The organism is Granulicella sp. 5B5 (assembly GCF_014083945.1).
Taxonomy (GTDB): Bacteria; Acidobacteriota; Terriglobia; order Terriglobales; family Acidobacteriaceae; genus Granulicella.
In genome coordinates, this window is the sequence record NZ_CP046444.1 from 1,169,837 (window position 1) to 1,193,049 (window position 23,213).

At 62.1% G+C, this 23,213-nt stretch carries 15 protein-coding genes and 1 pseudogene; 5 read left to right on the forward strand and 11 right to left on the reverse strand.

What is annotated here, in order from left to right; genetic code table 11:
• Position 1 precedes the first annotated feature (1 nt).
• The 8 genes and pseudogenes from murF to dxs form a co-directional block, all read right to left on the reverse strand.
• The gene (murF, locus tag GOB94_RS05045; protein WP_182277785.1) at positions 2-1,381 is read right to left on the reverse strand and encodes a UDP-N-acetylmuramoyl-tripeptide--D-alanyl-D-alanine ligase; all 1,380 of its coding nucleotides are present in this window, start codon (positions 1,379-1,381) and stop codon (positions 2-4) included.
• Entirely contained in the window at positions 1,378-2,880 is a 1,503-nt protein-coding gene (locus GOB94_RS05050) for a UDP-N-acetylmuramoyl-L-alanyl-D-glutamate--2,6-diaminopimelate ligase (protein ID WP_182277786.1), read from the reverse strand. Before GOB94_RS05050 ends, murF begins: the two co-directional genes overlap by 4 nt.
• 69 nt (positions 2,881-2,949) lie before the next feature.
• On the reverse strand, positions 2,950-5,286 hold the full coding sequence (locus GOB94_RS05055; RefSeq protein WP_182277787.1) for a penicillin-binding protein: 2,337 nt from the start codon (positions 5,284-5,286) through the stop codon (positions 2,950-2,952).
• A gap of 127 nt (positions 5,287-5,413) precedes the next feature.
• Positions 5,414-5,941 (reverse strand): cell division protein FtsL, encoded by a 528-nt coding sequence (locus GOB94_RS05060; RefSeq protein ID WP_182277788.1) that lies wholly within the window; start codon positions 5,939-5,941, stop codon positions 5,414-5,416.
• 43 nt (positions 5,942-5,984) lie between these two features.
• On the reverse strand, positions 5,985-6,920 hold the full coding sequence (gene rsmH, locus GOB94_RS05065) for a 16S rRNA (cytosine(1402)-N(4))-methyltransferase RsmH (protein ID WP_182277789.1): 936 nt from the start codon (positions 6,918-6,920) through the stop codon (positions 5,985-5,987).
• Positions 6,921-6,994: 74 nt separating this feature from the next.
• Complete coding sequence (locus GOB94_RS05070; protein WP_182277790.1) at positions 6,995-7,432, reverse strand: division/cell wall cluster transcriptional repressor MraZ; 438 nt, start codon at positions 7,430-7,432, stop codon at positions 6,995-6,997.
• A gap of 462 nt (positions 7,433-7,894) precedes the next feature.
• Positions 7,895-8,428, reverse strand: a complete 534-nt coding sequence (locus GOB94_RS05075; RefSeq protein ID WP_255484247.1) for a DUF2127 domain-containing protein — start codon at positions 8,426-8,428, stop codon at positions 7,895-7,897.
• A gap of 296 nt (positions 8,429-8,724) precedes the next feature.
• Positions 8,725-10,540 (reverse strand): annotated as a pseudogene (gene dxs, locus GOB94_RS05080) (1-deoxy-D-xylulose-5-phosphate synthase).
• Between the two features lie 552 nt (positions 10,541-11,092).
• Between dxs and GOB94_RS05085 the strand changes: the two are divergent.
• Entirely contained in the window at positions 11,093-12,205 is a 1,113-nt protein-coding gene (locus GOB94_RS05085; protein ID WP_182277791.1) for an alpha/beta hydrolase, read from the forward strand.
• 252 nt (positions 12,206-12,457) lie between these two features.
• Here the strand turns inward: GOB94_RS05085 and GOB94_RS05090 are convergent, their stop codons facing one another.
• Complete coding sequence (locus GOB94_RS05090) at positions 12,458-13,756, reverse strand: cation:dicarboxylase symporter family transporter (RefSeq protein WP_182277792.1); 1,299 nt, start codon at positions 13,754-13,756, stop codon at positions 12,458-12,460.
• Positions 13,757-13,825: 69 nt separating this feature from the next.
• Here GOB94_RS05090 and GOB94_RS05095 point away from each other — a divergent pair, with 69 nt between their 5' ends.
• The 4 genes from GOB94_RS05095 (at position 13,826) to GOB94_RS05110 (ending at position 17,688) form a co-directional block, all read left to right on the forward strand.
• Entirely contained in the window at positions 13,826-14,404 is a 579-nt protein-coding gene (locus GOB94_RS05095; RefSeq protein ID WP_182277793.1) for a nuclear transport factor 2 family protein, read from the forward strand.
• 88 nt (positions 14,405-14,492) lie between these two features.
• On the forward strand, positions 14,493-14,996 hold the full coding sequence (locus tag GOB94_RS05100) for a VOC family protein (RefSeq protein ID WP_182277794.1): 504 nt from the start codon (positions 14,493-14,495) through the stop codon (positions 14,994-14,996).
• A gap of 100 nt (positions 14,997-15,096) precedes the next feature.
• A complete protein-coding gene (locus tag GOB94_RS05105; RefSeq protein WP_182277795.1) occupies positions 15,097-16,617 on the forward strand; it encodes a sialate O-acetylesterase in 1,521 nt (506 codons plus the stop codon).
• A 63-nt stretch (positions 16,618-16,680) separates the two neighbouring features.
• Positions 16,681-17,688 (forward strand): LacI family DNA-binding transcriptional regulator, encoded by a 1,008-nt coding sequence (locus tag GOB94_RS05110; RefSeq protein ID WP_182277796.1) that lies wholly within the window; start codon positions 16,681-16,683, stop codon positions 17,686-17,688.
• Positions 17,689-18,159: 471 nt separating this feature from the next.
• Here the strand turns inward: GOB94_RS05110 and GOB94_RS05115 are convergent, their stop codons facing one another.
• Together GOB94_RS05115 and rpoC are read right to left on the reverse strand one after the other, a co-directional pair.
• Complete coding sequence (locus GOB94_RS05115) at positions 18,160-18,825, reverse strand: RDD family protein (protein WP_182277797.1); 666 nt, start codon at positions 18,823-18,825, stop codon at positions 18,160-18,162.
• Between the two features lie 97 nt (positions 18,826-18,922).
• Positions 18,923-23,113 carry a DNA-directed RNA polymerase subunit beta' gene (rpoC, locus tag GOB94_RS05120; RefSeq protein ID WP_182277798.1) on the reverse strand — a complete coding sequence of 1,397 codons (4,191 nt, stop codon included), beginning with the start codon at positions 23,111-23,113 and terminating at the stop codon, positions 18,923-18,925.
• Positions 23,114-23,213 lie beyond the last annotated feature (100 nt).

Genomic DNA, 23,213 nt, shown 5'->3' on the forward strand with positions numbered 1-23,213 from the left:
GCTATAGCTCCAGCGCGGCCAGCGCGCGCTCTAGCTGCACCCCGCGCGAGGCCTTCAGCAGCACCACATCGCCCGCCCGCAGGTTCTCTTTCAACCACTCACCCGCGGCCTCAGGGCTCTCCATAAACTCAGCAGCCACTCCATGCGCCCGCGCAGCTTTCACAATCTCCATCGCCAATCCACGCACGCCAATCACCACATCGACACCCGCATCCGCCACGGCCTCACCGCACTCCTTATGCAGCCGTACGCCCTCCGCGCCCAGCTCCAGCATCTCGCCCGCAACCAGCACACGCCGCTTCGCCTCCGTCCGCGCCAGCGCCGCAATCATCGACTTCAGCGCCGTCGGGTTCGAGTTGTACGTGTCATTCACAATCTCTGCGCCATTCCACTGCAGCACATTCCCGCGCTTCTCCGTCGGCCGCATACTCTCCAGCGCGCCAATCGCCTCCAGTTCACTCACCTCGCTCCGCATCCCCACCGCCAGCGCTGCAAGTGCGTTCAGAACATTGTGCCGTCCCGGCAAGCGCAGAATCATCCGAAACGATTCGCCGCCCTCGCCCAGCAGAAACTCCGTCCCATTGAACCCGTGGTCCTCAACATCCGTCGCCCGCACATCGCAGCCTTCACTCGTGCCATAGAACACCGCACGCTCACCCATCCCCTTGCCAAACGCGCGCACCCGTTCATCATCGCCATTCAGAAACGCAATCCCATCCTCCGGCAACGCGTCAACAAGCTCCTTCTTCGCGCGAGCGATCCCTTCAATCCCATCGCTGAAGAACTCCGCATGGGCCATCCCCACATTCGACACCACCGCCCAGTCCGGCTCCGCAATCTTCGTCAGCGCCGTAATCTCGCCCGCATGGTTCATCCCCATCTCCAGCACGGCGACCTCATGCTCCGGCTCCAGCCGCAGCAGCATCAACGGAACGCCAAAGTGGTTATTCAAATTCCCCTCGGTCTTCAGCACCTTGTACTTCGTGCTCAGCACCTCGGCAATGCACTCCTTCGTCGTCGTCTTCCCGGCCGACCCCGTCACCCCGATCACACGGCCGCCCCAAGCCCTGCGCACGCGGTTCGCCAGCCTCTGCATCGCACGCAGCACGCACTCTTCTCCATCAGGGACACGTAGCAGCTTCGCCTCATCCATCGTCGACGGAGCCAGCCAGCGCATGCTCACCACGGCAGCGGCAGCGCCATCCGACAGCGCCGCCTCCACATACTCATGCCCATCCACACGTTCACCTGTCACCGCAAAGAACAGCTCACCCGCACCAATCGTCCGCGAATCGATCGAGTACCCCACCGCCTCCGCGCTCGTATCGAACACGCCCTCAGCATGAGTCCAATCCGCAATCTGCCCCAGCGTCAGCTTCACGCATGCACCTCGCTCTTCAACACTCGTGCGGCCTCGGCCACATCATCAAACGGGACGGCACCATCCGCAAAGATCTGCACCTTCTCATGCCCCTTGCCCGCTAGCAGGACAATATCTCCCGGCCCCGCAGCACGGATCGCCATCTCAATCGCCTTCGCTCGATCAGCCTCCACCACACAAGCCGTATCGGTCTCGCGAACGCCAGCCAGCACCTCCGCAACAATCGCCATCGGCTCCTCGCTCCGAGGATTATCACTCGTCACCACCACTAGATCACTGCCCTTCGCCGCAACACGCCCCATCTTCGGCCGCTTCGTCCGGTCGCGATCGCCGCCGCATCCAAACACCGTAATCACACGCCCGCGCTGCTCCTTCACAAGATCGCGCGCCAGCGCAATCAGGTTCTTCAAAGCATCATCCGTATGCGCATAGTCCACCACCACCGTAAACCCTGCCTCCCGCGACCCCGGCACCACCTCAAACCTTCCCGGCACCTGCTTCAAACTCCCGGCGGCTTTCGCAATCTCCTTCATCGTGAGCCCGCGTGCAAAAGCCGCACACGCAGCCGCCATCAGGTTGTACACATTCACGCGCCCCGTCAGCGGCGACTCTATCCTTACAGCCCCCTGCGGCGTCCTCCACACAAACCGCGTCAGCCCCGCGCCCAACTCGATCTCCTCAGCACGCCAATCGCCTTCATCCACACCATAGGTCATCAACGTCTCACCGCAGAACTCCCGGCACATCGTCTCTTCATACGGATCATCGCAGTTGATCACCGCCACCTGCGGCGGCGGCGCACCAGCACCGGCAAACAGCCGAGCCTTCGCCTCCGCATACCGCTCCATCGTCCCGTGATAATCCAGATGGTCCTGCGTCAGGTTCGTGAACATAGCCACATCCACCGGCAGCCCCCACACGCGCTCCTGGTCCAGCGCATGGCTGCTCATCTCCATCACAGCTTCCGTGCAACCCGCACGTACCCCTTCATAAAACAGCGCCAGCACATCGCGGCTCTCCGGAGTCGTATGTTCACTCTCCCGCACCACGCCCGCAACATGCGTCTCAATCGTCCCCAGCAGCACGCACTTCCGCCCCACGCTCTGCAGCATCTGCTCCAGCAGAAACGCCGTCGTCGTCTTCCCATTCGTCCCCGTCACCGCACTCAGCTTCAACACCCGCTCAGGATGTCCAAAGACCTCCGCACTCACCTCAGCCAGCGCGCGCCGCCCGTGCTCTACCAGTGCAACCGCAAGCTCCGGCTGCCGCTCCCGCAGCTCGTCAAACACCTCACGCGAGTCCGTCACTACCGCCGCGGCCCCCTTCATAATCGCGGCGTCGATATACCGGTTCCCATCCGTAGTCCCACCGCGCATCGCAACAAACACATCACCACCGCTCACCCGCCGCGAGTCATACTGCACGCCCCGCACATCCACATCGCCGCGCCCCGCGACTTCCACCGTCCGCACCGCCGCAACCGCTTCGCTCCACTTCATAGTGACGATCCTAGCCCACCCGCCTCGTACTTTTCTCTATCCTCTATCCCCTACCCACTATCCCCTGCCTTACCGCGTAAACCGCACCACCACCGCCGTTCCCAGCGGCACCATCGTCCCCGCCACCGGCGCCTGGTCATGCGCGACACCACTCCCCACCGTCTGCACATGCAGCCCTGCGCGCTCCGAGTTCTCCACCACATCGCGCAGCGCCTGCCCTGTGAAATCAGGCACAGCCACGCGTTTGCCGGCATCCACCAGCACCGCATCCTTGTTCTGCTGCACTGCAGGACGCACCTCCGGCGGCTGGACCTTTGGCGCACCCTCGCCCGCATCCGGCATCACCGACGTCGTATCGCCGTTCGCATGGAACGCAGTCAGCACCTTGTCGGGCAGCGTCCACCATCCATGCTGAGGAGCTGGCGCATTCTCCTTCGCCAGTTCCTTCGCCGCATCCATCTGCGCATTCTCCGCCATCGCCGCTGCATTCGCAGGCTGACGCAGAGGATCATCCGGCGGCAAACTGTTCACCGCATCGAACATCGCAGTCAGGTCCCCCACCTGCTCATCGGGAACATCGTCCGCATCCGTCGTCTTCTCCGCCAGCATCATTTGCTGCTGCGTCTTCAGCGGCTGGTCATGCGGAACCCCCAGGTACTCCAGCACCTCCTGCGCCACCTCGCGAAACACCGGCGCGCTCACCGTCGTGCCATACAAACTTCCCACCGTCGGCGTATCGATCACCACCGCCACCGAGATCGCCGGATGGTTCACCGGCGCAAACCCCGCAAAGCTCGCCACCAGCTTCGTGTGCGAGTACGAGTGCGTCTCCCGGTCGAACTTCTGCGCCGTACCCGTCTTGCCCGCCGAGCTATAGCCATTCAGCTGCGCCGGCGTGCCCGTGCCCTCCTGCACAATCCCCTGCATCATCATCCGCATCTTCGCAGAGCTCCGCTCGCTGATCACGCGATGCGCGCCCTCCGGCAGTTGCATCGGCAGGCTCGTCTCCGGATGAAACGCCACTGGCTTCAGCTTCGGATCGCCCTTCTGCTCATCCGTCTCCTGCATCAGCACATGCGGCGGCAGGTACATCCCACCGTTCGCAATCGTCGACACCATCGTCACCAGTTGCACCGGCGTCACACCCACCTCCTGCCCAATCGCCAGCGACCCAATGCTCGTCGCACTCCACCGTCTCGGCGGCCGCAGCAGACCGCGCGTCTCGCTCGGCAGCTCAATCCCCGTGCGCTGACCAAACCCATACGCCCTCATGTAGTCGTAAAACTTCTGCGGCCCCAGCTTCAGCGCCAGCTTCACCGCCGCCACGTCGCTCGACTTCTCCAGCGCGCGCTCCACCGTCACCTTGCCCATCCCCATGTCCGATTTGTCGTCATGGATAATGCGCCCATACAAATTAATGCTCCCGCCCTGGCAGTCGACAATGTCAGTCGGCTCCACACCCGCCGCATCCACCGCAGCCGAGTACGTCACCAGCTTGAACGTCGATCCCGGCTCATACACATCGCTCACCGCGCGGTTCGTCAGCAACTCCGCATCCATGTGGTGACGATCATTCGGATTGAACCGAGGGCTCACCGCCAGCGCCAGGATTTGCCCCGTATTCGGGTCCTGCACCACGATCGTGCCGTGCAGCGCCTTTACCTTCGCCATCTGCGCATCCAGCGCGCGCTCCGCCATGTACTGTATGTTCGAGTCGATCGTCAGCACCAGGTTCTCGCCCGGCTGCGGGTCGCGCTCCTCAGATCCCATCACATGCCGCTTGGCATCGATCGCCGTCAGCACATGCCCCGGCTGTCCATGCAGCACCGAATCGAACTTCAGCTCCATCCCGCCGAGCCCGTCATCGTCAGTGCCCACATACCCCAGCATCTGCGCCGCCTCTTCTCCATTCGGATAAAAGCGTTTGAACTCCTTCTGAAAGTAGATTCCCTTCAGGTTCAACTCGCGCACGCGGCTTGCCGTGTCGGCATCCACCTTGCGCGCCACCCACGCAAAGTTCCGCTGCGCATCCAGCCGCGCTTCAATCTGTGGCTCGCTCGTGAACCGGTCCTTCGGGTCCACATGCACAATCTTCGCCAGAATCTGCGCATCGCTCGCCTTGTTGTCGCCCAGCTCGCTCGGCACCGCATAGATGCTGTCCACCAGCACCGTCATCGCCAGTTCGCGCAGGTTGCGGTCGTACAGCACACCGCGCCTCGGGGCCACCTCAAACGTTCGCTGCTGCTGCCTCTGCGCGCGCTCTAAAAACTCCGAGTGCCGCACCACCTGCAGCCACATCAGCCTCGACCCAATCGCCACCGTCCACACGCAAAAGAAAAACGCCACCCAGACAAAGCGCACTCGGCGGATCGGTGCGGTCAGTGTCTTGCGCGGCGGTTTCTTCATCTTGAACTTCCTATAGGCTCGTCATCTCGCGGAATGCCCCACCGATTTGTCATCTCGACCGGAGCCAAACAGTTTCATCGTTTGGCGTAGTGGAGAGACCTGCAGCGATGCGGCTGCCGCTTTCAACTTATCTCCCCATCGCCGGCACGTGCGCCTGCGCCAGCACCGATCCATCCTGCCGCGCATCTTCACGTACCACCTGTCCGGGCATCGGCTGCTGCATGCCCAGCTGCCGAGCCAGCGCATCAATCCGTCCCGGATCGCTCAACTCGGCCTCGCTCAGCTGCAGCTGGCGGTTGTCTTCGCGAAGCAGTTGCACCTGGTGCTTCTGCGCCTCTACGTTGTAGCCCACCTCGATCGCCGAAAAGTGCTGCCACACGTACACCATCGTCAGCATGAAGAACAGGCCCATCACCACCGTGAAACGGCGCATCTCGCGCTGCCTCGCCGGGTCGTCCTCTTTCTTCAGCCGCGTGTTATCGATGTACTTCGCAAAGAACATCTCCGGCGTCGGCCCACGGCGATACGCACGCTGCTGTTCCAGCAGTTCGCGGTTCTTCTCGGCCACGCTCTGCGCGCGCCGCACCGCACTCGCCGGACGCACGGCAACGCGGCCCTGCATCTCCATCTCATGTCCGATCACCATCGTCGCCATAGCCGTATCTCCAAATCCTTCGTCTTACTTTGCGAAACTTTGCTTACTTCACGTACTTTGCGTGAACGTTTTTCTTGTCCCGGCCTGTGGTCTTCTCCGCCGCCCGCAACTTCGCGCTTCTTGACCGTGGGTTCCTCAGCGACTCTTGCTCGCTCGCCACCACCGGCTTCTTCGTCAACACCTCGAGGCTCCCGTCCTTCGCCGCCTCTTTAAACTTGTCCTTCACCAGCCGGTCTTCCAGCGAGTGGAAGCTGATCAATACCACTCGACCTTCCGGCTTCAACAGAGACCCCGCGCTCTTCAGCAGCGATTGAATCTCGCCCAGCTCATCATTCACTCGAATACGCAGCGCCTGGAAAGTCCTCGTCGCCGGATGGATCTTCTCGCCTTTGATTGGCGGGGCACAGCCGGCAACGATGCGAGCAAGCTCTGCTGTCGTCGTTACCGGCCGCGCCCGCACAATTGCTCTGGCGATTCTCCGCGACCTCCTTTCCTCTCCGTATTCGTAAATCAGGTTTGCGAGCTCTTCTTCGTCCGCCTGATTTACCACTTGTTCGGCCGTCAACTCGCTGCGCGGATCCATCCGCATGTCCAGCGGTCCATCCGACCGGAAACTGAATCCTCTGTGCGCCTCATCCAGCTGCATGCTGCTCACGCCAAAGTCCGCAAGTAACCCATCCAGCGTACCGGGCTCAATCACCTCGGCAATCTCCGAGAACGGCCGTGGCACAAACTCAACCACCGGCATCTCGCTGCCAATCTCTTCGGCCAGCGCTGCGAGCCTCGCCTTCGCTCTCGCCATCGCCTGCTCATCGCGGTCGAACGCGATCAGCTTGCCCTCAGGCCCCAGCCTCTTCGCAATGGCAGAAGAGTGGCCCGCGAATCCGAGCGTCGCATCACAAACCACGCCGCCCCGGCGCACATTCAAATACGTCAAGCTTTCTTCTAAAAGAACCGGTACATGTTGCGGTTCAGCCATCTCTTGCCGCCTCATGCGCTCCACTCAGGAGCTGAATCTTTCGGGCCCGTACCACACATCCAGCAACTGGTTACCTACACACCCGGAATCGCCAGTGCCGCAAAGTCATCGCCCGTCAGCGGAGCAGCCTTCAACCGCGCAACCTGCTGCTCGTCGTTCACTGCAGACAACCTCGTCTGCAAACCCATCACCGCCAGGTCGCCTGCCAGCCCTGCTTTGTCCCGCAGGTTCTGTGGCAGTAACAACCGGCCCTGGCCATCCATCTCCACCACCTGGCCGTAGTAGTTCGTCACTTCAAGGAACTTCGCCTTCTGCGGGCTCGACGTCCGGGTAGCCATCTCGGCCTCGATCTTCTCCCACTCCTGCATCGGAAAAATCTCTGCCCGCTCACCGTCGAAGCTCGTGATAAAAAACGTCGCTCCATACTTCTCGTCCAGCAGGCGCTTGAACTCGGCGGGGACTTTTAATCTCCCCTTCTCATCAACCCGAGCAATGTGGCTCCCGCGAAACACCTTAAAAACCTCCGAGGGTACCTGGCCGGGGACTCGCTTTTCTGTCCTGGCTGCCGTACCATCACTACAGCTTGGGGGATTTGGGTCCGTCGACCCACAATCAACCACTTTCTCCCACAAGCTCCCACCCAGAATCGCCGGGATCGTCCCGGCTTGCAAGCGAAAACTTCACCGCTTAGCACCCTTTTTCCACTGAGAATGTGGAAAATCCAACCTGTAGATAGTATGGGCGAGAACACCACCATATCTAGTGTTGCCGCCTGTGAGTCGTCCCTATCTGCTCAATTGCCAGCCGCTCCAGCTTCTGATAAGCGATGAAAAAGCGAAAGTGGCAGGCGAAATCACAAATAGCGTCGATCACATCCCTCACCCTCTAACTACCCACGATGGACGGCACACCCCGCAAACCGGTACCCCGGCGCTTCAGCGTCGGGTCTCACAGCTCATGAGAAAACGCGGGCTTTAGCCCCTGAGGTTTGCTTGTCCTGCCACATTTACTTGCCCCTCGAACTCCCGCTTCCGCTTCAGCACCCACAGCAGATACAGCAGCACCACCACATTCACCGCCATCACTCCCACCTTCAGCCACGACGCCCGCTTCACCAGCTCAAAGGCCTCCCACGGCAGCCCCAGCACCGTCAGCGTCACGGTAAAGTACTCCGCCCACACCCGCCGCATCATCAGCCCTATGCCCTCAATCAGGCACAGCGCCGAGTACAAAAACGCAAACAGACTCGCCTGCCTCAACTGGTGATGATCGATCAAATCGGCCTTGTCCATCAGGAACGACGCCACATGGCTCTCCGGCCCCAGCCGCAGCGCCTCCGTCAGCCGCAGCACCTCGTCACCCAGGTTCTTGTGGATCAGGTGCAGCGCGCCCACGCCCACGGCAGCAAAAAACACAAACTTCGTCAGCTTGAACAGTCCCACCAACAGAAGCCCCTGCGCATGGTCCTCGCGGCTACCCAGCCGCGCGAGTTCATCTTTCACCGTCATCTCGCAACCCATCTCCGCCGGCAATATATGTGGATAGCTCAAGTCCCTCAATCCCCTGCAACCGATTCAAGAGACCTCTCTCCGCTTTGTCAACGTTACCAGCGCCTGCAGGTTCCCAACGTACTACCTCACCCCATCGTCAGGTCTTCCATAAGACGCCAACCCCTCACAGAACGTTATTCCCCACCCTCAACCTCATTCCAGCACCAGCTTCACCATCGCAAAAACAAGAGGACGACCCTTCACGTGGCCGCCGCTTCTTCTACTCCCTATTCCCTACTCCCTATTCCCTGCACTTAAACTCCCACCGCCCTCTTCAGATGCGGTCTTACTCTCTCCAACGCAGCCTCCGCCGTCACGCCATACTTCGCGCGCAGCGCCTCCGGCTTGCCATGCTCGATGAACTGGTCCGGCCATCCCACCCGCACGACTGGTATCTCCATCTCCGCCGTGCTCAGGCACTCCAGCACCACAGACCCAAACCCGCCCGCGAGCACATGGTCCTCCATCGTCACCACCACACCGCACCGCCGCGCATACCGCGTCACGCACTCCTCATCCAGAGGCTTCGCAAAGCGCGCATTCACCAGCGCAACACTCTGCCCTTCTGCTGCGAGCAGCTTCGCCAGCCGCTGCCCTTCGGCCACCATATTGCCCAGCGCAAAGATCGCGACATCGCTGCCGTCCTGCAGCACCTCAGCACGGCCAATTTCCAGCGCCACCGGCTGCGCCTTCAGCGCCACGCCCGGCCCCGTCCCACGCGGATACCGTATCGCGCTCGGCCCTCATGCTGCAGCGCCGTGTACATCATGTCCTGCAGCTCATCCTCATCCTTCGGGCTCATGTGGATCAGGTTCGGAACCCCACGCAGATAGCTGATATCGAACAGCCCATGATGCGTCGGCCCATCATCGCCGCTCAGCCCGCCGCGGTCCATGCAGAACACTACCGGCAGCTCCTGCAGCGCCACATCATGCACAATCTGGTCAAACGCCCGCTGCAAAAACGTCGAGTAGATCGCGCAGAACGGCCTGTATCCCTTCGTCGCCATCCCGGCAGCAAACAACACGGCATGTTCTTCCGCGATGCCCACATCGAAGTACCGCGTCGGATGGTGCGGCCGGAACAGATCGAGCGCCGTCCCATTCGGCATCGCCGCCGTAATCGCAACCACCTTGTCGTTCGTATCCGCGAGCTTCGTCAAGCTCTCCGCAAAAATCTCCGAGTACGTCTTCTGCGCCGCCGGTTTCGTAGCTCCCGTCTCCGGATCGAACGCGCCCAGCCCATGAAACTTCTTCTGCTGCTCCATCGCCGGCTGAAAGCCGCGACCCTTCTGTGTCAACGCATGTAGCACCACGGGCTTGTTCACGTTCTTCAAAAACTTGAACGTCTCAATCAGAGCCGGCAGGTTATGCCCATCCACCGGCCCGTAGTACTCCAGCCCAAACTCCTCGAAGATCATGCCACGGCCCACAATGCCCTTGGCCGCCTCTTCCGCCTTCTTCGCGATATGCAGCGCCGCCTTGCCGCCGAACTTTTCCAGCAGCCCCGTCGCGCGGTCATGCAGATTCACATACGTCGGGTTGGTCGCAATCTTGTGGAAGTACTCCGCAATCGCCCCACATTCTTGTCGATCGACCACTCATTGTCGTTCAGGATCACCAGCATCTGCTTTGTCTGCGCGATGTTGTTCAGCGCCTCAAAACTGATCCCGTTCGTAAATGCCGCATCGCCGCACAAGGCAACGATCTTCTCGTTGCCGTCGCTCATATCGCGGGCGACAGCCATGCCCAGCGCCGCACTCAGCGCCGTCCCCGCATGACCGGCCCCAAAGCTGTCATGCTCACTTTCCGTGCGCAGCATAAAGCCATTCAGCCCACCCGGCTGCCGGATCGTCTCAAACCGTTCCTCGCGTCCCGTCAGCAGCTTATGCACATAGCACTGGTGGCTCACATCGAACACAAAGCTGTCCTGCGGTGTATCGAACACATAGTGCATCGCGATGGTCAGCTCGACCACGCCGAGGTTCGGCCCAATGTGTCCGCCGGTCTTCGCGACGCCCTGAATCAGCCGCTCGCGAATCTCCTCAGCCAGCCGTTCCAGCTCAACCATCCCCAGCTTCTTTATATCCGCCGGCGATTTAATCCTGCCCAAATACTCGCTCAAAGTAACTCACTCATTCGTTCCAATCCCAGCCTGTCGCATTGCGCCATAACCGCGCGCACAGCGCCATCAAACCAGTGTATCAATCACCGTACGCCCGCGTATGCACAGCACTTTCGCGCAATCAAACCGTGATGCGTGCACTCCTTTGACTAAGAAGACGAATTTCATCCGCCCCTGGATTACCGGCGCGTCACATCCAGGTACCCTCACACCTCAGCGTCGGGTCTCATAGAGCCAAAGTGAAAGGAGGGCTTTAGCCCCGGAGCCATCTACTTCGGCACCACAAACCCCTTCGCCACATCCCCCTGCAGCACACGCATCCGCATGGCCTCCATCCTCTCACGCGCCTCTTTTCTTATTTGTCATTGTCATATTTTCTTGTTTGTCATTCCCGTAGGGAATCTGCGTTTCGTTCAGACCAGCTCAAATGCTGGGGACGAACACATCCTTGCACCACCCACATTGCCCCCACACTCATTTGCGCTTAGGATGTCCCACATGAAAAACCGGGGCCTTGCACTCACCGCTTTCTTCTTCGCCGCCACGCTTGCCACAGCCACGCTCGTTCCGGCCGCCCACGCCCAGGCCACCATCCTTCCGCTCTGGCCTCACGCCACGCCCGAGCCGCCACAGACCACCGAACCCGAGATCGACACCACCAAGCCCACCGACGCGCTCTTCAACGGCAAGCGCTCCCAGCGGCTCACCAACGTCACCGTTCCGACCATCAGCGTCTACCCGGCGCCTCCCAGCAACAACACCGGCGTCGCCGCGCTCGTCTTCCCCGGCGGCGGCTACGTCCGTCTCGCCTGGAACGGCGAAGGCACCGACACCTGCGACTGGCTCAACCACATCGGCGTCACCTGCCTCCTCGTCAAGTACCGCGTCCCCCAGCCCACCGGAGCTGCCGGCCACTACCCCGCCGATCCCTCCGACCTCGAAGACGCGCAGCAGGCCATGCGTCTCGCCCGCGCCCACGCCGCCGAGTGGCACATCAACGCCGAACGCATCGGCGTCATCGGCTTCTCCGCTGGCGGCAACCTCGCCGTCCTCCTCAGCACGCACCCCGACGACGTCCACGTCCTCTCCACTCCCGCCGCACCCGACGTCCCCACCATCAACGGCACACCGCGCCCGGCCAAGCCCGCCTTCGCCATCATCGGCTACCCGGCCTACCTCGCTGTTCCGCCTGCTGAAACCGAGCTCGATTCCGTCTACACCCCCAACAAGTTCACCCCGCCAACCTTCCTCATCCAGGCTGAAAACGACAAGAACTACGGCCGCAACGCCCTCGTCTACTACCGCGCCCTCATGGACGCCCACGTCCCCGCCGAGCTCCACTACTTCGCCACCGGCGGCCACGGCTTCGGCATCGACCCATCGCACACACCCGAGGAGCACTGGACTCATCTCGCCACCTTCTGGATGCACACCACCGGCATCCTCCCCAGCGAACCCCATCACGAGCCCCACAGCCCCGGCCCCGGCCTTGGCTCTTCACCCTCCAACGGCCAGGCCCAGCCCTGCACCATGGACACACTGCCACCCCAATCCCCCAACCACCCCGCCCACCCCAACCCTAACAACACCGACAACCCCTGCCCACAGTAGTTGCCTGTTTTCCTTTGCGTCCTTTGCGGGCCTTTCCTTTGCGCCCTTTGCGTGAACGCTTTTACCGCAGCGATGCGCGAAGCGCGAGCGTACCCCTTGACAAGCCAATTACAATAAAAGAAGCAAAGACCCCGCCCAGGCGGGGTCTTCTCCTTTAAAGCTCTTCCTCAACCGAAGCCAGGTAACCACCAAACCGGTTACGAGCCTAACTCCAATCCGCTGCGGATCATAGCCCCAAAACCAGGGAGGGTGCTACACCTCCGCACCCTCCAGCACCACCTCACTCGGAGGCTCAGTCCCAAACGTCCCCTCCCACTTCGCCACCACCGCGCTCGCCAGGCAGTTCCCCACCACGTTCACCGTCGTCCGCGCCATATCCATCAGCACATCGACGCCAAGGATCATCGCCACCGGCTCCAGCGGAAGATGGAACGTCGACGCCGTCGCCAGTAGCACCACCAGCATCGCCCGCGGAACCCCAGCGATGCCCTTGCTCGTCAGCATCAGTGTCACCATCATCGTCAGCTGCTCGCCAATCGTCAGATGGATGCCCCCGGCCTGCGCCACAAAAACACTCGCAATCGCCAGGTACAGCGTCGACCCATCGAGATTGAAGCTGTACCCCGCCGGAATCACGAACGCCACAATCCTCCGCGGCACACCCAGCGCCTCCATCTGCTCCATCGCACTTGGTAGCGCAGCTTCGCTCGTCGAGGTCGCAAACGCAATCGTCGCCGGCTCCGCCACCGCTTTCAGGAACCGCCGTACCGGCACCCGGAACACCAGCATCACCGGCACCAGCACCAGCACACCAAACGCCACCAGCGAGCCATACAGCGTCAGCAACAGCTTGCCCAGGTTCACCAGCACACCCAGCCCGCTGTGCCCCACGGTATAGGCCATCGCCCCCGCCACTGCCAGCGGCGATAGATACATCACGATGTTCGTGAACTTGAACATCACTTCGCTCAGGCTCTCCAGCAGGGTCACGATCGGCGCACGCTTCTCCGCACTCAACAACGACAGCGCAATCCCGAAGAACACCGCAAACACCGCCACCTGCAGAATCTGCCCCTCCGCAATGCTCTTCGCAATGTTCTCCGGAAAGATGTGCAGCAGAAACTCGTCCCACCGCGTCGGAGCAACCACGGCACTCTGCACCACCGGCGCCCCCGTCAACACAACGCCAACACCGGCTTTGCTCACGTTGATCGCGATCAGCCCAATCGCCAGCGCCAGCGTCGTCACCACCTCGAAGTACACCAGCGCCTTCACGCCGATCCTCCCTACGCTCTTCAGGTCGCCATGCCCTGCAATCCCCACCACCAGCGTCGACAGGATCAGCGGAGCAACGATCGTCTTGATCAGCCGCAGAAAGATGTCCGAAAACACCCGCAGCTCCACCGCCACTCTCGGCGCATCGAGCCCCAGCTCCGCGCCCGCCACCATCGCCACAAAGATCCACGGCGTCAGGCTCCGCCGCCGCCATGCAAACGCCGCCAGCGCAAGCACCACCGCGCACCGCACCACTATCCAAAACACATGCGTCATGCAGCGAAGGATACCAGCCCACGCCGCTGGATGATCCTGCAACCACGTACAATCTCACCCATGAGTCGCATGGCCAGCAAGCTGCTCCGCTCCCTCCCGCTCGTCGCCGCAACGCTTTTACTCGCACCGCTCGCCGCAGCCCAGTCCCCCACGCAGCTGTCCGGCATCAACCCGCCGTCCGCGGACCCACTCAGCAAGGGCCCAACGCTCAGCCCGCTCACCATGCCCACCATCACCCCCGGCGAGCTCGAGCTCATCAAGCTCGAAGGCGAGTTCTCTGACGCCGTCGCCAAAGGCGGCGGCAAGGCCTTCGCCTCCTGGTTCGCCGACGACGGCATCACCCTCTCCAACGGCAAGCCTCCCGTCCGCGGACGCGACGCGATCGCCGCCGTCGCCACCTGGAACCCCGTGGACTACCAGCTCACCTGGTACGCCGAAGGCGCCCAGATGGGCCCCAACTCGCTCTCCGGCTTCACCTGGGGACACTACACCTCAACCGCCAAAGACAAGAACGGCCAGCCCGTCTCTCTCTCCGGCCGCTACATCACCGTCTGGAAGAAAGTGAAAGGCCAGTGGAAGGTCGCCCTCGACGCCAGCGCCGACGACGTCCCTGCCGCCGGCGACTGCTGCGCCCTGCCCAAGCCCTGACGTTTGCTCGCAGTTGCATTTGTTTGCTCGCAGTTGCATTTTTTGTAGTTGCTTTTCTTGTTGTCATTCCCGAAGGGAATCTGCTTCTATGCCCGACACCGCTCTCCACCCCGACGTCCGCATCGGCCACGTCCACCTCCGCGTCGCCGACCTCGACCGCGCCCTCGCCTTCTACCACGGCGTCCTCGGCTTCGAGATCACACAGCGCATGGGCAACTCCGCCGCGTTCCTCTCTGCGGGCGGCTACCACCATCACATCGGCATCAACACCTGGGAGAGCCTCGGCGGCCAGCCACCGCCGCCCGGCTCCACCGGCCTCTACCACCTCGCCATCCTCTACCCCACCCGCGCCGAGCTCGGCAACGCGCTCCAGCGTCTTATCCACGCGAAGATCCAGCTCGACGGCGCCGCCGACCACGGTGTCAGCGAAGCTCTCTACCTCCGCGACCCCGATAACAACGGCGTCGAGCTCTACTGGGACCGCCCCAGATCCGACTGGCCCCACGAAGCCAGCGGCAGCATCGCCATGTTCACCCGTCCACTTGACCTCCACGCTCTTCTCGCAGCTGCCAAACAAGCAAACGGCGAATGAACCGCTGAGATCGCCCATCGCAGTAGCAAGCCTCCAGCGACGGTGATACCGTTATCACGCCGAAACTTGCACGGTCCAACAAACCTGGGAGATCGTTCCAATGCGTCTCGCTGTCCTCGCCGCCGCCCTCTGCTTCGCCGCCGTCCCCACCCTCCACGCTGAACTCCGCCTCCCCAACGCGCTCTCCGACCACGCCGTCCTGCAGCGCGACCGCCCAATCCACATCTGGGGCTGGGCCACGCCCGGCGCGCACCTCACCGCACACTTCCACGGCCAAACAGTCCTCGCTGTAGCCAACGACCTCGGCCAGTTCAACCTCTATCTCACCCCCGAGCACGCCGGCGGCCCCTACACCCTCACCCTCTCCGGCGACGGCCCCGAGAAGACCCTCACCGATCTCCTCGTCGGCGACGTCTGGCTCGCCTCCGGACAAAGCAACATGGAGTTCCCGCTCGCCGGCTTCACCGGTGCGCCGCTCAAAGACATGGCGCACGAGATCGCCGCCGCCAACAACCCTAAGCTCCGTCTCCTCCGCGTCGACCACAAGACCTCCGACTTCCCCGTCAACGATGTCTCCGGCACCTGGAAGCTCTGCACCCCTGAAACTGCCAAGGACTTCTCTGCCGTCGCCTACTTCTTCGGCCGCGCCATCGCCGCTCACGAAGACGTCCCCATCGGACTCATCGACTCCACCTGGGGCGGCACACCCGCCGACTCCTGGACCAGCCTCGACACCCTCGGCACCGACCCCGCGCTGCTCCCCGCCTTCGCCAGCCGCGCCCGCTTCGCCAACGAGCAGACCGACCTCGACGCCACCATCGCCGCCGAAAAACAGGCCGACGCCGCAGCCAAAGCTGCCGGCAAACCCGCGCCCACGCACCCCTGGCACCCGTTTGGAGACTCCTGGTTCCCCGCCAGCCTCTACAACGGCATGATCGCCCCGCTCACGCCGCTCACCATTAGGGGCTTCCTCTGGTATCAGGGCGAGACTAACTCCGCGCTCGACCGCGCCCCCTACTACGGCAGCCTCTTCAGCGCTCTCATCGGCGACTGGCGCGCCCACTTCGCCCAGGGCAACCTTCCATTCCTCTACGTCCAGATCTCCAGCTTCAACTCTCCCAGCGAAGACTGGGGCACCGTCCGCGATGCGCAGCGCCGCACCCTGGCCGTCGCCAACACTGCCATGGCGACCACGCTCGATATCGGCCTCGCCGGCAACGTGCATCCCCCCGACAAGCAGACCGTCGCCGCCCGCCTCGTCCTCGGCGCACGCGACCTCGCCTACGGCGAACACATCCCCGACAGCGGCCCGCTCTTCCGCCAGGCCACCACCGAGCTCTCCTCCGACGGCAGGATCTCACTCCGCGTCTGGTTCGATCACGCCGACGGCCTCTCCACGCACGGCTCCCCGCTCAACGGCTTTGAGATCGCCGGTGCCGACCACCACTTCATTCCCGCCGAAGCGAAGATCGAAGGCGACACCATCGTCGTCTCCGCGCCCTCCATCAGCAAGCCGGTCTACGTGCGCTACGGCTGGATGGGCGTCGTCACCGGTTGGCTCTACAACGCCGACGGTCTGCCCGCACCCACCTTCACCTCTGAGCAGAACCTGTTACGCTGAGGGGTAGCCCTCACAACTGACAACGCAACACGCCCATCTCATGGCGTTGAAGGAGAACGATTCATGGCTGCAACAGTGCGTATGCGCGACGTCGCCAGGCTCGCTGGCGTCAGCACCATGACCGTCTCGCGCGTGCTCAACGACACCCCCAACGTCACCGACGCCATGCGCAAGCGCGTCAACGACGCCATCGCCGAGCTTCGCTACCAGCCCAACGAGGTCGCGCGTTCCCTCCGCGCCCGCCGCTCCCGCCAGATCGGCATCCTCGTCCCCTATCTCTCCGACCCCTTCTTCGCCATCTGCGCGAATGCCATCAGCACCGCTGCCCGTCAGCGTTCCTACTCCGTCGTCCTCTCCACCTCCAACGAAGACCTGCAGACCGAGCGCGACGAAGTCAGCCGCATGTTAGGCCGTAACGTCGAAGGCCTCATCATCATCCCTGCACAACCCACATCCGGCAGGTCACCGCTCCTCGCGCCCGAGTTCAAGGACCTTCCCATCGTCACCCTCGACCGCCCCATCGCCGGCGCTAAGTTCGACAGCCTCCTCGTCGAAAACGAACGCGGCGCCTGCATCGGCACCGAACACCTCATCAAGCTCGGCCACAAACGTATCGCCTACATCGGTCTCTCCGACGACCTCTACACCATGAAGATGCGTCACAAGGGCTACACCGCCGCGATGGCCGCCTCCCGCCTGCGTCCCGAGCCCATCCACGTCACACGCAACCTTCCAGATACTCTCATCGCCATCAAGAAACTCCTCGCCTCACGCAGACCGCCCACCGCGCTCTTCTGCGCCAACAACCTCACCACGCGCCACGTGCTGCACAGCCTGCAGTCGATGTGCATCCATCCCCCATCACCCATCGCGCTCGTCGGCTTCGACGACTTCGAGACCGCCGACCTCATCACTCCCGGCATCACCGTCGTCCGCCAGCCCGAAGAGCTCCTCGGCCGCACCGCAGCCGAAGTCCTCTTCACGCGCCTCAACGAAACACGCCCCAAGCCAGCCAAAGTCACCACACTCCCCGTCGAGCTCATCATCCGCGGCTCCTGCGGAGCCGCCTGAAAGAACGCCTCACGACCTTCCACAGAACGCCCCAGTTTTGCACTTGCCCGCACAGGTTGGCGAAGCCTAATGTCCCTTCATCGGTTGAGCGAGCAGTGAGTCGGATTTGAATCACTGGCACCGCCGAAGGGATGAGCGACAGGCGAAAGCCGGAAGCCGCCCTTTGGTATCGCTGGAGAAACAGGGAAGACAACGGACGGAAGTTGACCGCAGGCAAAGCCGAAGAAGCTGACCCAAAGGCGCAAGCTGGAGGGCAGCCCGGAGGCAAATCGGAGGCCCCGCCGCAAGACGCGAGTCGAGCGGTGATCCAAAGAGAATCCGCAAACGAAGCTCCTTCGGTGCGCACCGGAGAGCGACCCAACGGAAGAGCCAATAATGCCCAACAGCCAACCATCACAGCGACCTTAGCCATAAACGATAGCCGCCAGAGACTCAGGTCCCTGGCGGCTTCGTACTTTGCGGCACTCTCGGCTAAATCGTATCCGGCGGCGGATTCAACGCACCATCAGGAATCAGCGGATGCGAAAGCCTGTGCTGCAGCGCCTGGTAACTGCGCTCCGTCACCACAATCGTCTCTGCCAGCCGGTCCTGCGCGCACCTCCGGTATGGGTGGATAAAGAACTGCACGAACCCGAATCCACCCTCCAGCGCTGCCGCGCCATACCCCAGCGCCCGCTCCACGCAATGCCAGAAGCTCAGGTGTCGATGCATCACCGAGACAACGCGGATCTTCGTCAGCCGCTTGCCCGGTGTCCTGCCCTTTCCGTGCCACAGCAAAATGCCGAAGTAGAGAATCGGAATGGCAACATCGTTCACAATCTTTAGCAGCTCGTTATGCTCGAGCTTCTCCAGTTCGACATTGTCCTTGCTACCGCTCGCGTCCTCACCGATCTTGAAGTTAAAGTTCTTGCTGTTGCCCTGACGATGCAGCAGCTCCGTCACGCCCGGCACAGGCTTCCCACGCAGATGCAGCACTTCGAGATAGCCCATTCCAAACAGCGTCGCAAGCACGCTAAACAGAATCGTCAGCACGATCGAGTCGACGCCAAACGCAATCGCCCGCTGCCAGAACCCGGCCAGCTCAATGCCATCCAGCTCCTGCAGCCACTCCGTCTCTCGAGCAGAAAAGGTTCGCATGGCAAAAGTGTAACGGCAAACAGCAAGGGCAGACTCTTTCGAGTCTGCCCTTGCTGTTTGCCTTTGTGCGAAGCGCGTGTGGCCGTGCGCCCAGCACTTACTCGGCGGCCATCTCTTCCTGCTCGCCTTCCATGCGCATCTGTTCCAGTTCGCGCTCTTCGGCTTCGATCGCCGCAGTGACCTCCTGCTGCACCTGCGCTGCCGCCTCTTCCAGCTCTGGAGAGAGCTGAACGTTGCGGTAGTACTCCATGCCGGTACCGGCAGGGATCAGGCGACCCACGATCACGTTCTCCTTCAGACCGCGCAGCGTATCCACCGAGCCGTTGATGGAAGCCTCGGTCAGCACACGCGTCGTCTCCTGGAAGCTCGCCGCCGAGATGAAGCTGTCGGTCGACAGGGACGCCTTCGTGATGCCCAGCAGCAGCGGACGTCCGATGGCCGGACGGCCACCTTCGATCAGCACGCGCTGGTTCTCTGCGTTGAAACGGAAGCGGTCGATCTGCTGCTCGAGCAGGAAGCTCGTATCGCCGACCTCTTCCACCTTCACCCAACGCAGCATCTGCCGAACGATCGTCTCGATGTGCTTGTCCGAGATCGACACGCCCTGCAGCCGGTAGACTTCCTGGATCTCGTTCACCAGGTACATCTGCAGCTCGCGCTCGCCCAGCACCTCAAGGATGTCGTGAGGATTACGCGGTCCATCGATCAGTGCATCGCCGGCGCGCAGACGCTCGCCTTCCTGCACGTTGATGTACACACCGCGAGGCACGCTGTACTCCTCTTCCTGCCCGTTGTCCGCGGTCACGTACACCTTGCGCTGGCCCTTGCTGACATCGCCAAAGCGAACCACACCGTCGATCTTCGAGATGATCGCCGGATCACGCGGCTTGCGTGCCTCGAACAGCTCAACCACGCGCGGCAGACCGCCCGTGATGTCCTTGGTGCGGGTCGTCTCGCGCGGGATCTTCGCCAGCACATCGCCCGGCGTGACCTCGTCGCCATCCTGCACCATCAGGTGAGCACGCGAAGGCATCAGGTACCGCTTGTTGCCCTTCGCACTCTTGATGATGATCGTCGGCTGACGCTTCTCATCCGAGGAGTCGGCGACGACAAGGCGCGAAAGCCCGGTCACTTCGTCGATCTCTTCGTTCAGCGTCAGACCTTCCTGCAGGTCCTTGAACTGCACCGTACCGGCGATCTCCGTCAGGATCGAGAACGTGTACGGGTCCCACTCGCCGATCACATCGCCGAGCTTCACCGCCTGTCCGTCCTCCACCTTCAGCTTCGCGCCGTACACGATCGAGTAGCGCTCCTTCTCACGGCCCTTCGCATCGATGATCGCGATTGAACCATTACGGTTGAAGGCCACGAGTCCGCCTTCCTTCGAGCGAACGGTCACAAGGTTGATGAACACCACCTTGCCATCGTTCTTCGCCTCAAGGTGCGAGGACTCAGCCGCACGCGACGCTGTACCACCCACGTGGAACGTACGCATCGTCAGCTGCGTGCCCGGCTCGCCGATCGACTGCGCCGCGATCACACCCACGGCCTCGCCCATCTCGACCATCTTGCCCGAGCCCAGGTTGCGGCCGTAGCAAAGGATGCAGCATCCGCGCTTCGACTCGCAGGTCAGCACCGAGCGGATCTTCACCTTCTCGATACCGGCAGCCTGCACCGCGCTTGCCTTCTCCTCGTCGATCTCTTCGTTCACATCGACGATGACCTTGCCCTCGAAGTCCTTCAGCTTTTCGAGCGACACGCGGCCGATGATGCGGTCACGCAGCGGCTCGATCGTCTCGCCGGCCTCGATGATCGGCATCACATAGATGCCTTCCACCGTGCCGCAATCCAGCTCCGAGATGATCACGTCCTGCGCTACGTCGACCAGGCGGCGAGTCAGGTAGCCCGAGTCCGCCGTCTTCAGCGCCGTATCCGCAAGCCCCTTACGAGCGCCGTGCGTCGAGATGAAGTACTGCAGAACGGTGAGGCCTTCACGGAAGTTCGCCGTGATCGGCGTCTCGATGATCTCGCCCGAAGGCTTGGCCATCAGTCCGCGCATACCGCTCAGCTGACGAATCTGCTGCTTCGAACCACGCGCACCGGAGTCGGCCATGATGTAGATCGGGTTCATGGTCCCTTCCTTGTCCGCGCGCTTCATGTTGTTGAACATGTCGTCGGCCACGCGCTCGGTCACACCGGACCACATCTGCGTCACCTTGTTCGACCGCTCCAGGTTCGTGATCGAGCCATCCAGGTACTGCTGCTGCATCGCAATGACCTGCTTCTCAGCCTCATGCACCACGGTGTACTTCGAATCGGGAATGACCATGTCATCCAGGCCAACCGAGAGTCCCGAACGCGTCGCGTACTGGAAGCCCAGTTCCTTGATCTTGTCCAGCGCATGCACCGTCACCTCGAGCCCGAGGTTCAGGTACAGGTAGTTGATCAGCTGTCCGATGCCCTTCTTCTTCATTAGGCCGTTCACATACGGCATGCCCTCGGGCAGCGAATCGTTCAAAATCGCGCGGCCCACGGTCGTGCTGATGAACTGCTTGTTGAACTCGACAGCCTCCGTGTGCAGGATGTCCTGATCGTCATACGCAACGGTCATGTCGAGCACGGGGCCGGTGTAGCGCAGACGGATCGGCGTCAGCGTCTCCACCTGCTTGGCCTCGAGCGCCATCAGCACTTCATCGATGTTGGCGAATGTGCGGCCTTCGCCCTTCGCCGCAACCTTTGCCTTGGTCAGGTAGTACAGACCCAGCACGAGATCCTGCGTCGGCACCGTGATCGGGTTGCCGCTCGCCGGCGAGAGGATGTTGTGCGATGCCAGCATCAGCACCGAAGCCTCGATCTGCGCCTCGGGGCTCAGCGGAATGTGTACCGCCATCTGGTCACCGTCGAAGTCGGCGTTGAACGCCGTGCAGACGAGCGGGTGAATCTTGATGGCCTTGCCTTCCACAAGCACCGGCTCAAACGCCTGGATACCCAGACGATGCAGCGTCGGCGCGCGGTTCAGCAGCACAGGATGGTCCTTGATGACCTCTTCAAGAATGTCCCAGACGATCGACTCCTGCTGCTCCACCATCTCCTTGGCCTGCTTGATGGTCGTGCAGTGGCCCGTCTGCTCCAGGCGGTGATAGATAAACGGCTTGAACAACTCGAGCGCCATCTTCTTCGGCAGGCCGCACTGGTGCAGCTTCAGTTCAGGACCAACCACGATCACCGAACGTCCCGAGTAGTCCACGCGCTTGCCGAGCAGGTTCTGACGGAACCGGCCCTGCTTGCCCTTCAGCGTATCCGAGAGCGACTTCAGCGGACGGTTGTTCGCACCGCGCAGCACGCGGCCGCGGCGGCCGTTATCGAACAGCGCGTCCACAGCCTCCTGCAGCATGCGCTTTTCGTTGCGCACAATGACCTCAGGAGCATGAAGATCCATGAGCTTCTTGAGGCGGTTATTGCGGTTGATCACGCGGCGATACAGATCGTTCAGATCGGACGTCGCGAAGCGGCCACCATCCAGCGGCACCAGCGGGCGCAGCTCAGGTGGGATCACCGGGATCACATCCAGGATCATCCACTGCGGCTTATTGTCCGAGCGCTTGAACGCCTCAACAACCTTCAGCCGCTTGGCATACTTCAGCTTCTTCTGCAGCGAGGTCTCGGTCTTCATGCGCTCGCGCAGCTCGATGGAAAGCTCCTGCACCTCAACGCGCTTCAACAGCTCCTTGATGGCCTCAGCGCCCATCATCGCCTTGAAGCCCGAAGGCCGGTACTGCTGGTCGAGCTCGCGGAAGCGGTTCTCGTCCTTGATCACCTCGCGCTCCTTCACAGGCGCGTCGCCGGGATCGACCACAACGTAGCTCTCGAAGTACAGCACAGCCTCGAGCTCGCGCAGCGAGATGTCCAGCAGGTGGCCGATACGCGAAGGCAGGCCCTTGAAGAACCATACGTGCGAGCACGGCGAAGCCAGCTCGATATGACCGAGCCGCTCACGGCGAACCTTGCTCAACGTCACTTCAACGCCGCACTTGTCGCAGATCACGCCACGGTGCTTCATGCGCTTGTACTTGCCGCACAGGCACTCCCAGTCGGTGATCGGTCCAAAGATCCGCGCGCAGAAAAGGCCGTCACGCTCAGGCTTGAACGTACGGTAGTTGATGGTCTCCGGCTTGGTGACCTCGCCATGCGACCACGAGCGGATCTTCTCGGGGCTGGCCAGTTGAATCTTGATGGAATCGAAGTCCGTGATCGGACCGGTTGCTTCAAAGGGGCTTGAACGGAACATGGTTTTTGTCTCTCCGTTTGCAGTGCCTAGCTCGATGCCAACTTTTTGCTTCGCCCTGTCGCTACTCAAAGGGCCTGTTGCGAGCTTCGCTGCTGTTTTC

What these genes read in the sequence shown, in the direction of transcription:
- GOB94_RS05050 (WP_182277786.1), bottom strand. Translation starts at nt 2,880, where the DNA reads ATGAAGTGGAGCGAAGCGGTTGCGGCGGTGCGGACGGTGGAAGTCGCG.
- GOB94_RS05055 (WP_182277787.1), bottom strand. Translation starts at nt 5,286, where the DNA reads ATGAAGAAACCGCCGCGCAAGACACTGACCGCACCGATCCGCCGAGTG.
- GOB94_RS05060 (WP_182277788.1), bottom strand. Translation starts at nt 5,941, where the DNA reads ATGGCGACGATGGTGATCGGACATGAGATGGAGATGCAGGGCCGCGTT.
- rsmH (WP_182277789.1), bottom strand. Translation starts at nt 6,920, where the DNA reads ATGGCTGAACCGCAACATGTACCGGTTCTTTTAGAAGAAAGCTTGACG.
- GOB94_RS05075 (WP_255484247.1), bottom strand. Translation starts at nt 8,428, where the DNA reads ATGACGGTGAAAGATGAACTCGCGCGGCTGGGTAGCCGCGAGGACCAT.
- GOB94_RS05085 (WP_182277791.1), top strand. Translation starts at nt 11,093, where the DNA reads ATGAAAAACCGGGGCCTTGCACTCACCGCTTTCTTCTTCGCCGCCACG.
- GOB94_RS05090 (WP_182277792.1), bottom strand. Translation starts at nt 13,756, where the DNA reads ATGACGCATGTGTTTTGGATAGTGGTGCGGTGCGCGGTGGTGCTTGCG.
- GOB94_RS05095 (WP_182277793.1), top strand. Translation starts at nt 13,826, where the DNA reads ATGGCCAGCAAGCTGCTCCGCTCCCTCCCGCTCGTCGCCGCAACGCTT.
- GOB94_RS05100 (WP_182277794.1), top strand. Translation starts at nt 14,493, where the DNA reads ATGCCCGACACCGCTCTCCACCCCGACGTCCGCATCGGCCACGTCCAC.
- GOB94_RS05105 (WP_182277795.1), top strand. Translation starts at nt 15,097, where the DNA reads ATGCGTCTCGCTGTCCTCGCCGCCGCCCTCTGCTTCGCCGCCGTCCCC.
- GOB94_RS05110 (WP_182277796.1), top strand. Translation starts at nt 16,681, where the DNA reads ATGGCTGCAACAGTGCGTATGCGCGACGTCGCCAGGCTCGCTGGCGTC.
- GOB94_RS05115 (WP_182277797.1), bottom strand. Translation starts at nt 18,825, where the DNA reads ATGCGAACCTTTTCTGCTCGAGAGACGGAGTGGCTGCAGGAGCTGGAT.
- rpoC (WP_182277798.1), bottom strand. Translation starts at nt 23,113, where the DNA reads ATGTTCCGTTCAAGCCCCTTTGAAGCAACCGGTCCGATCACGGACTTC.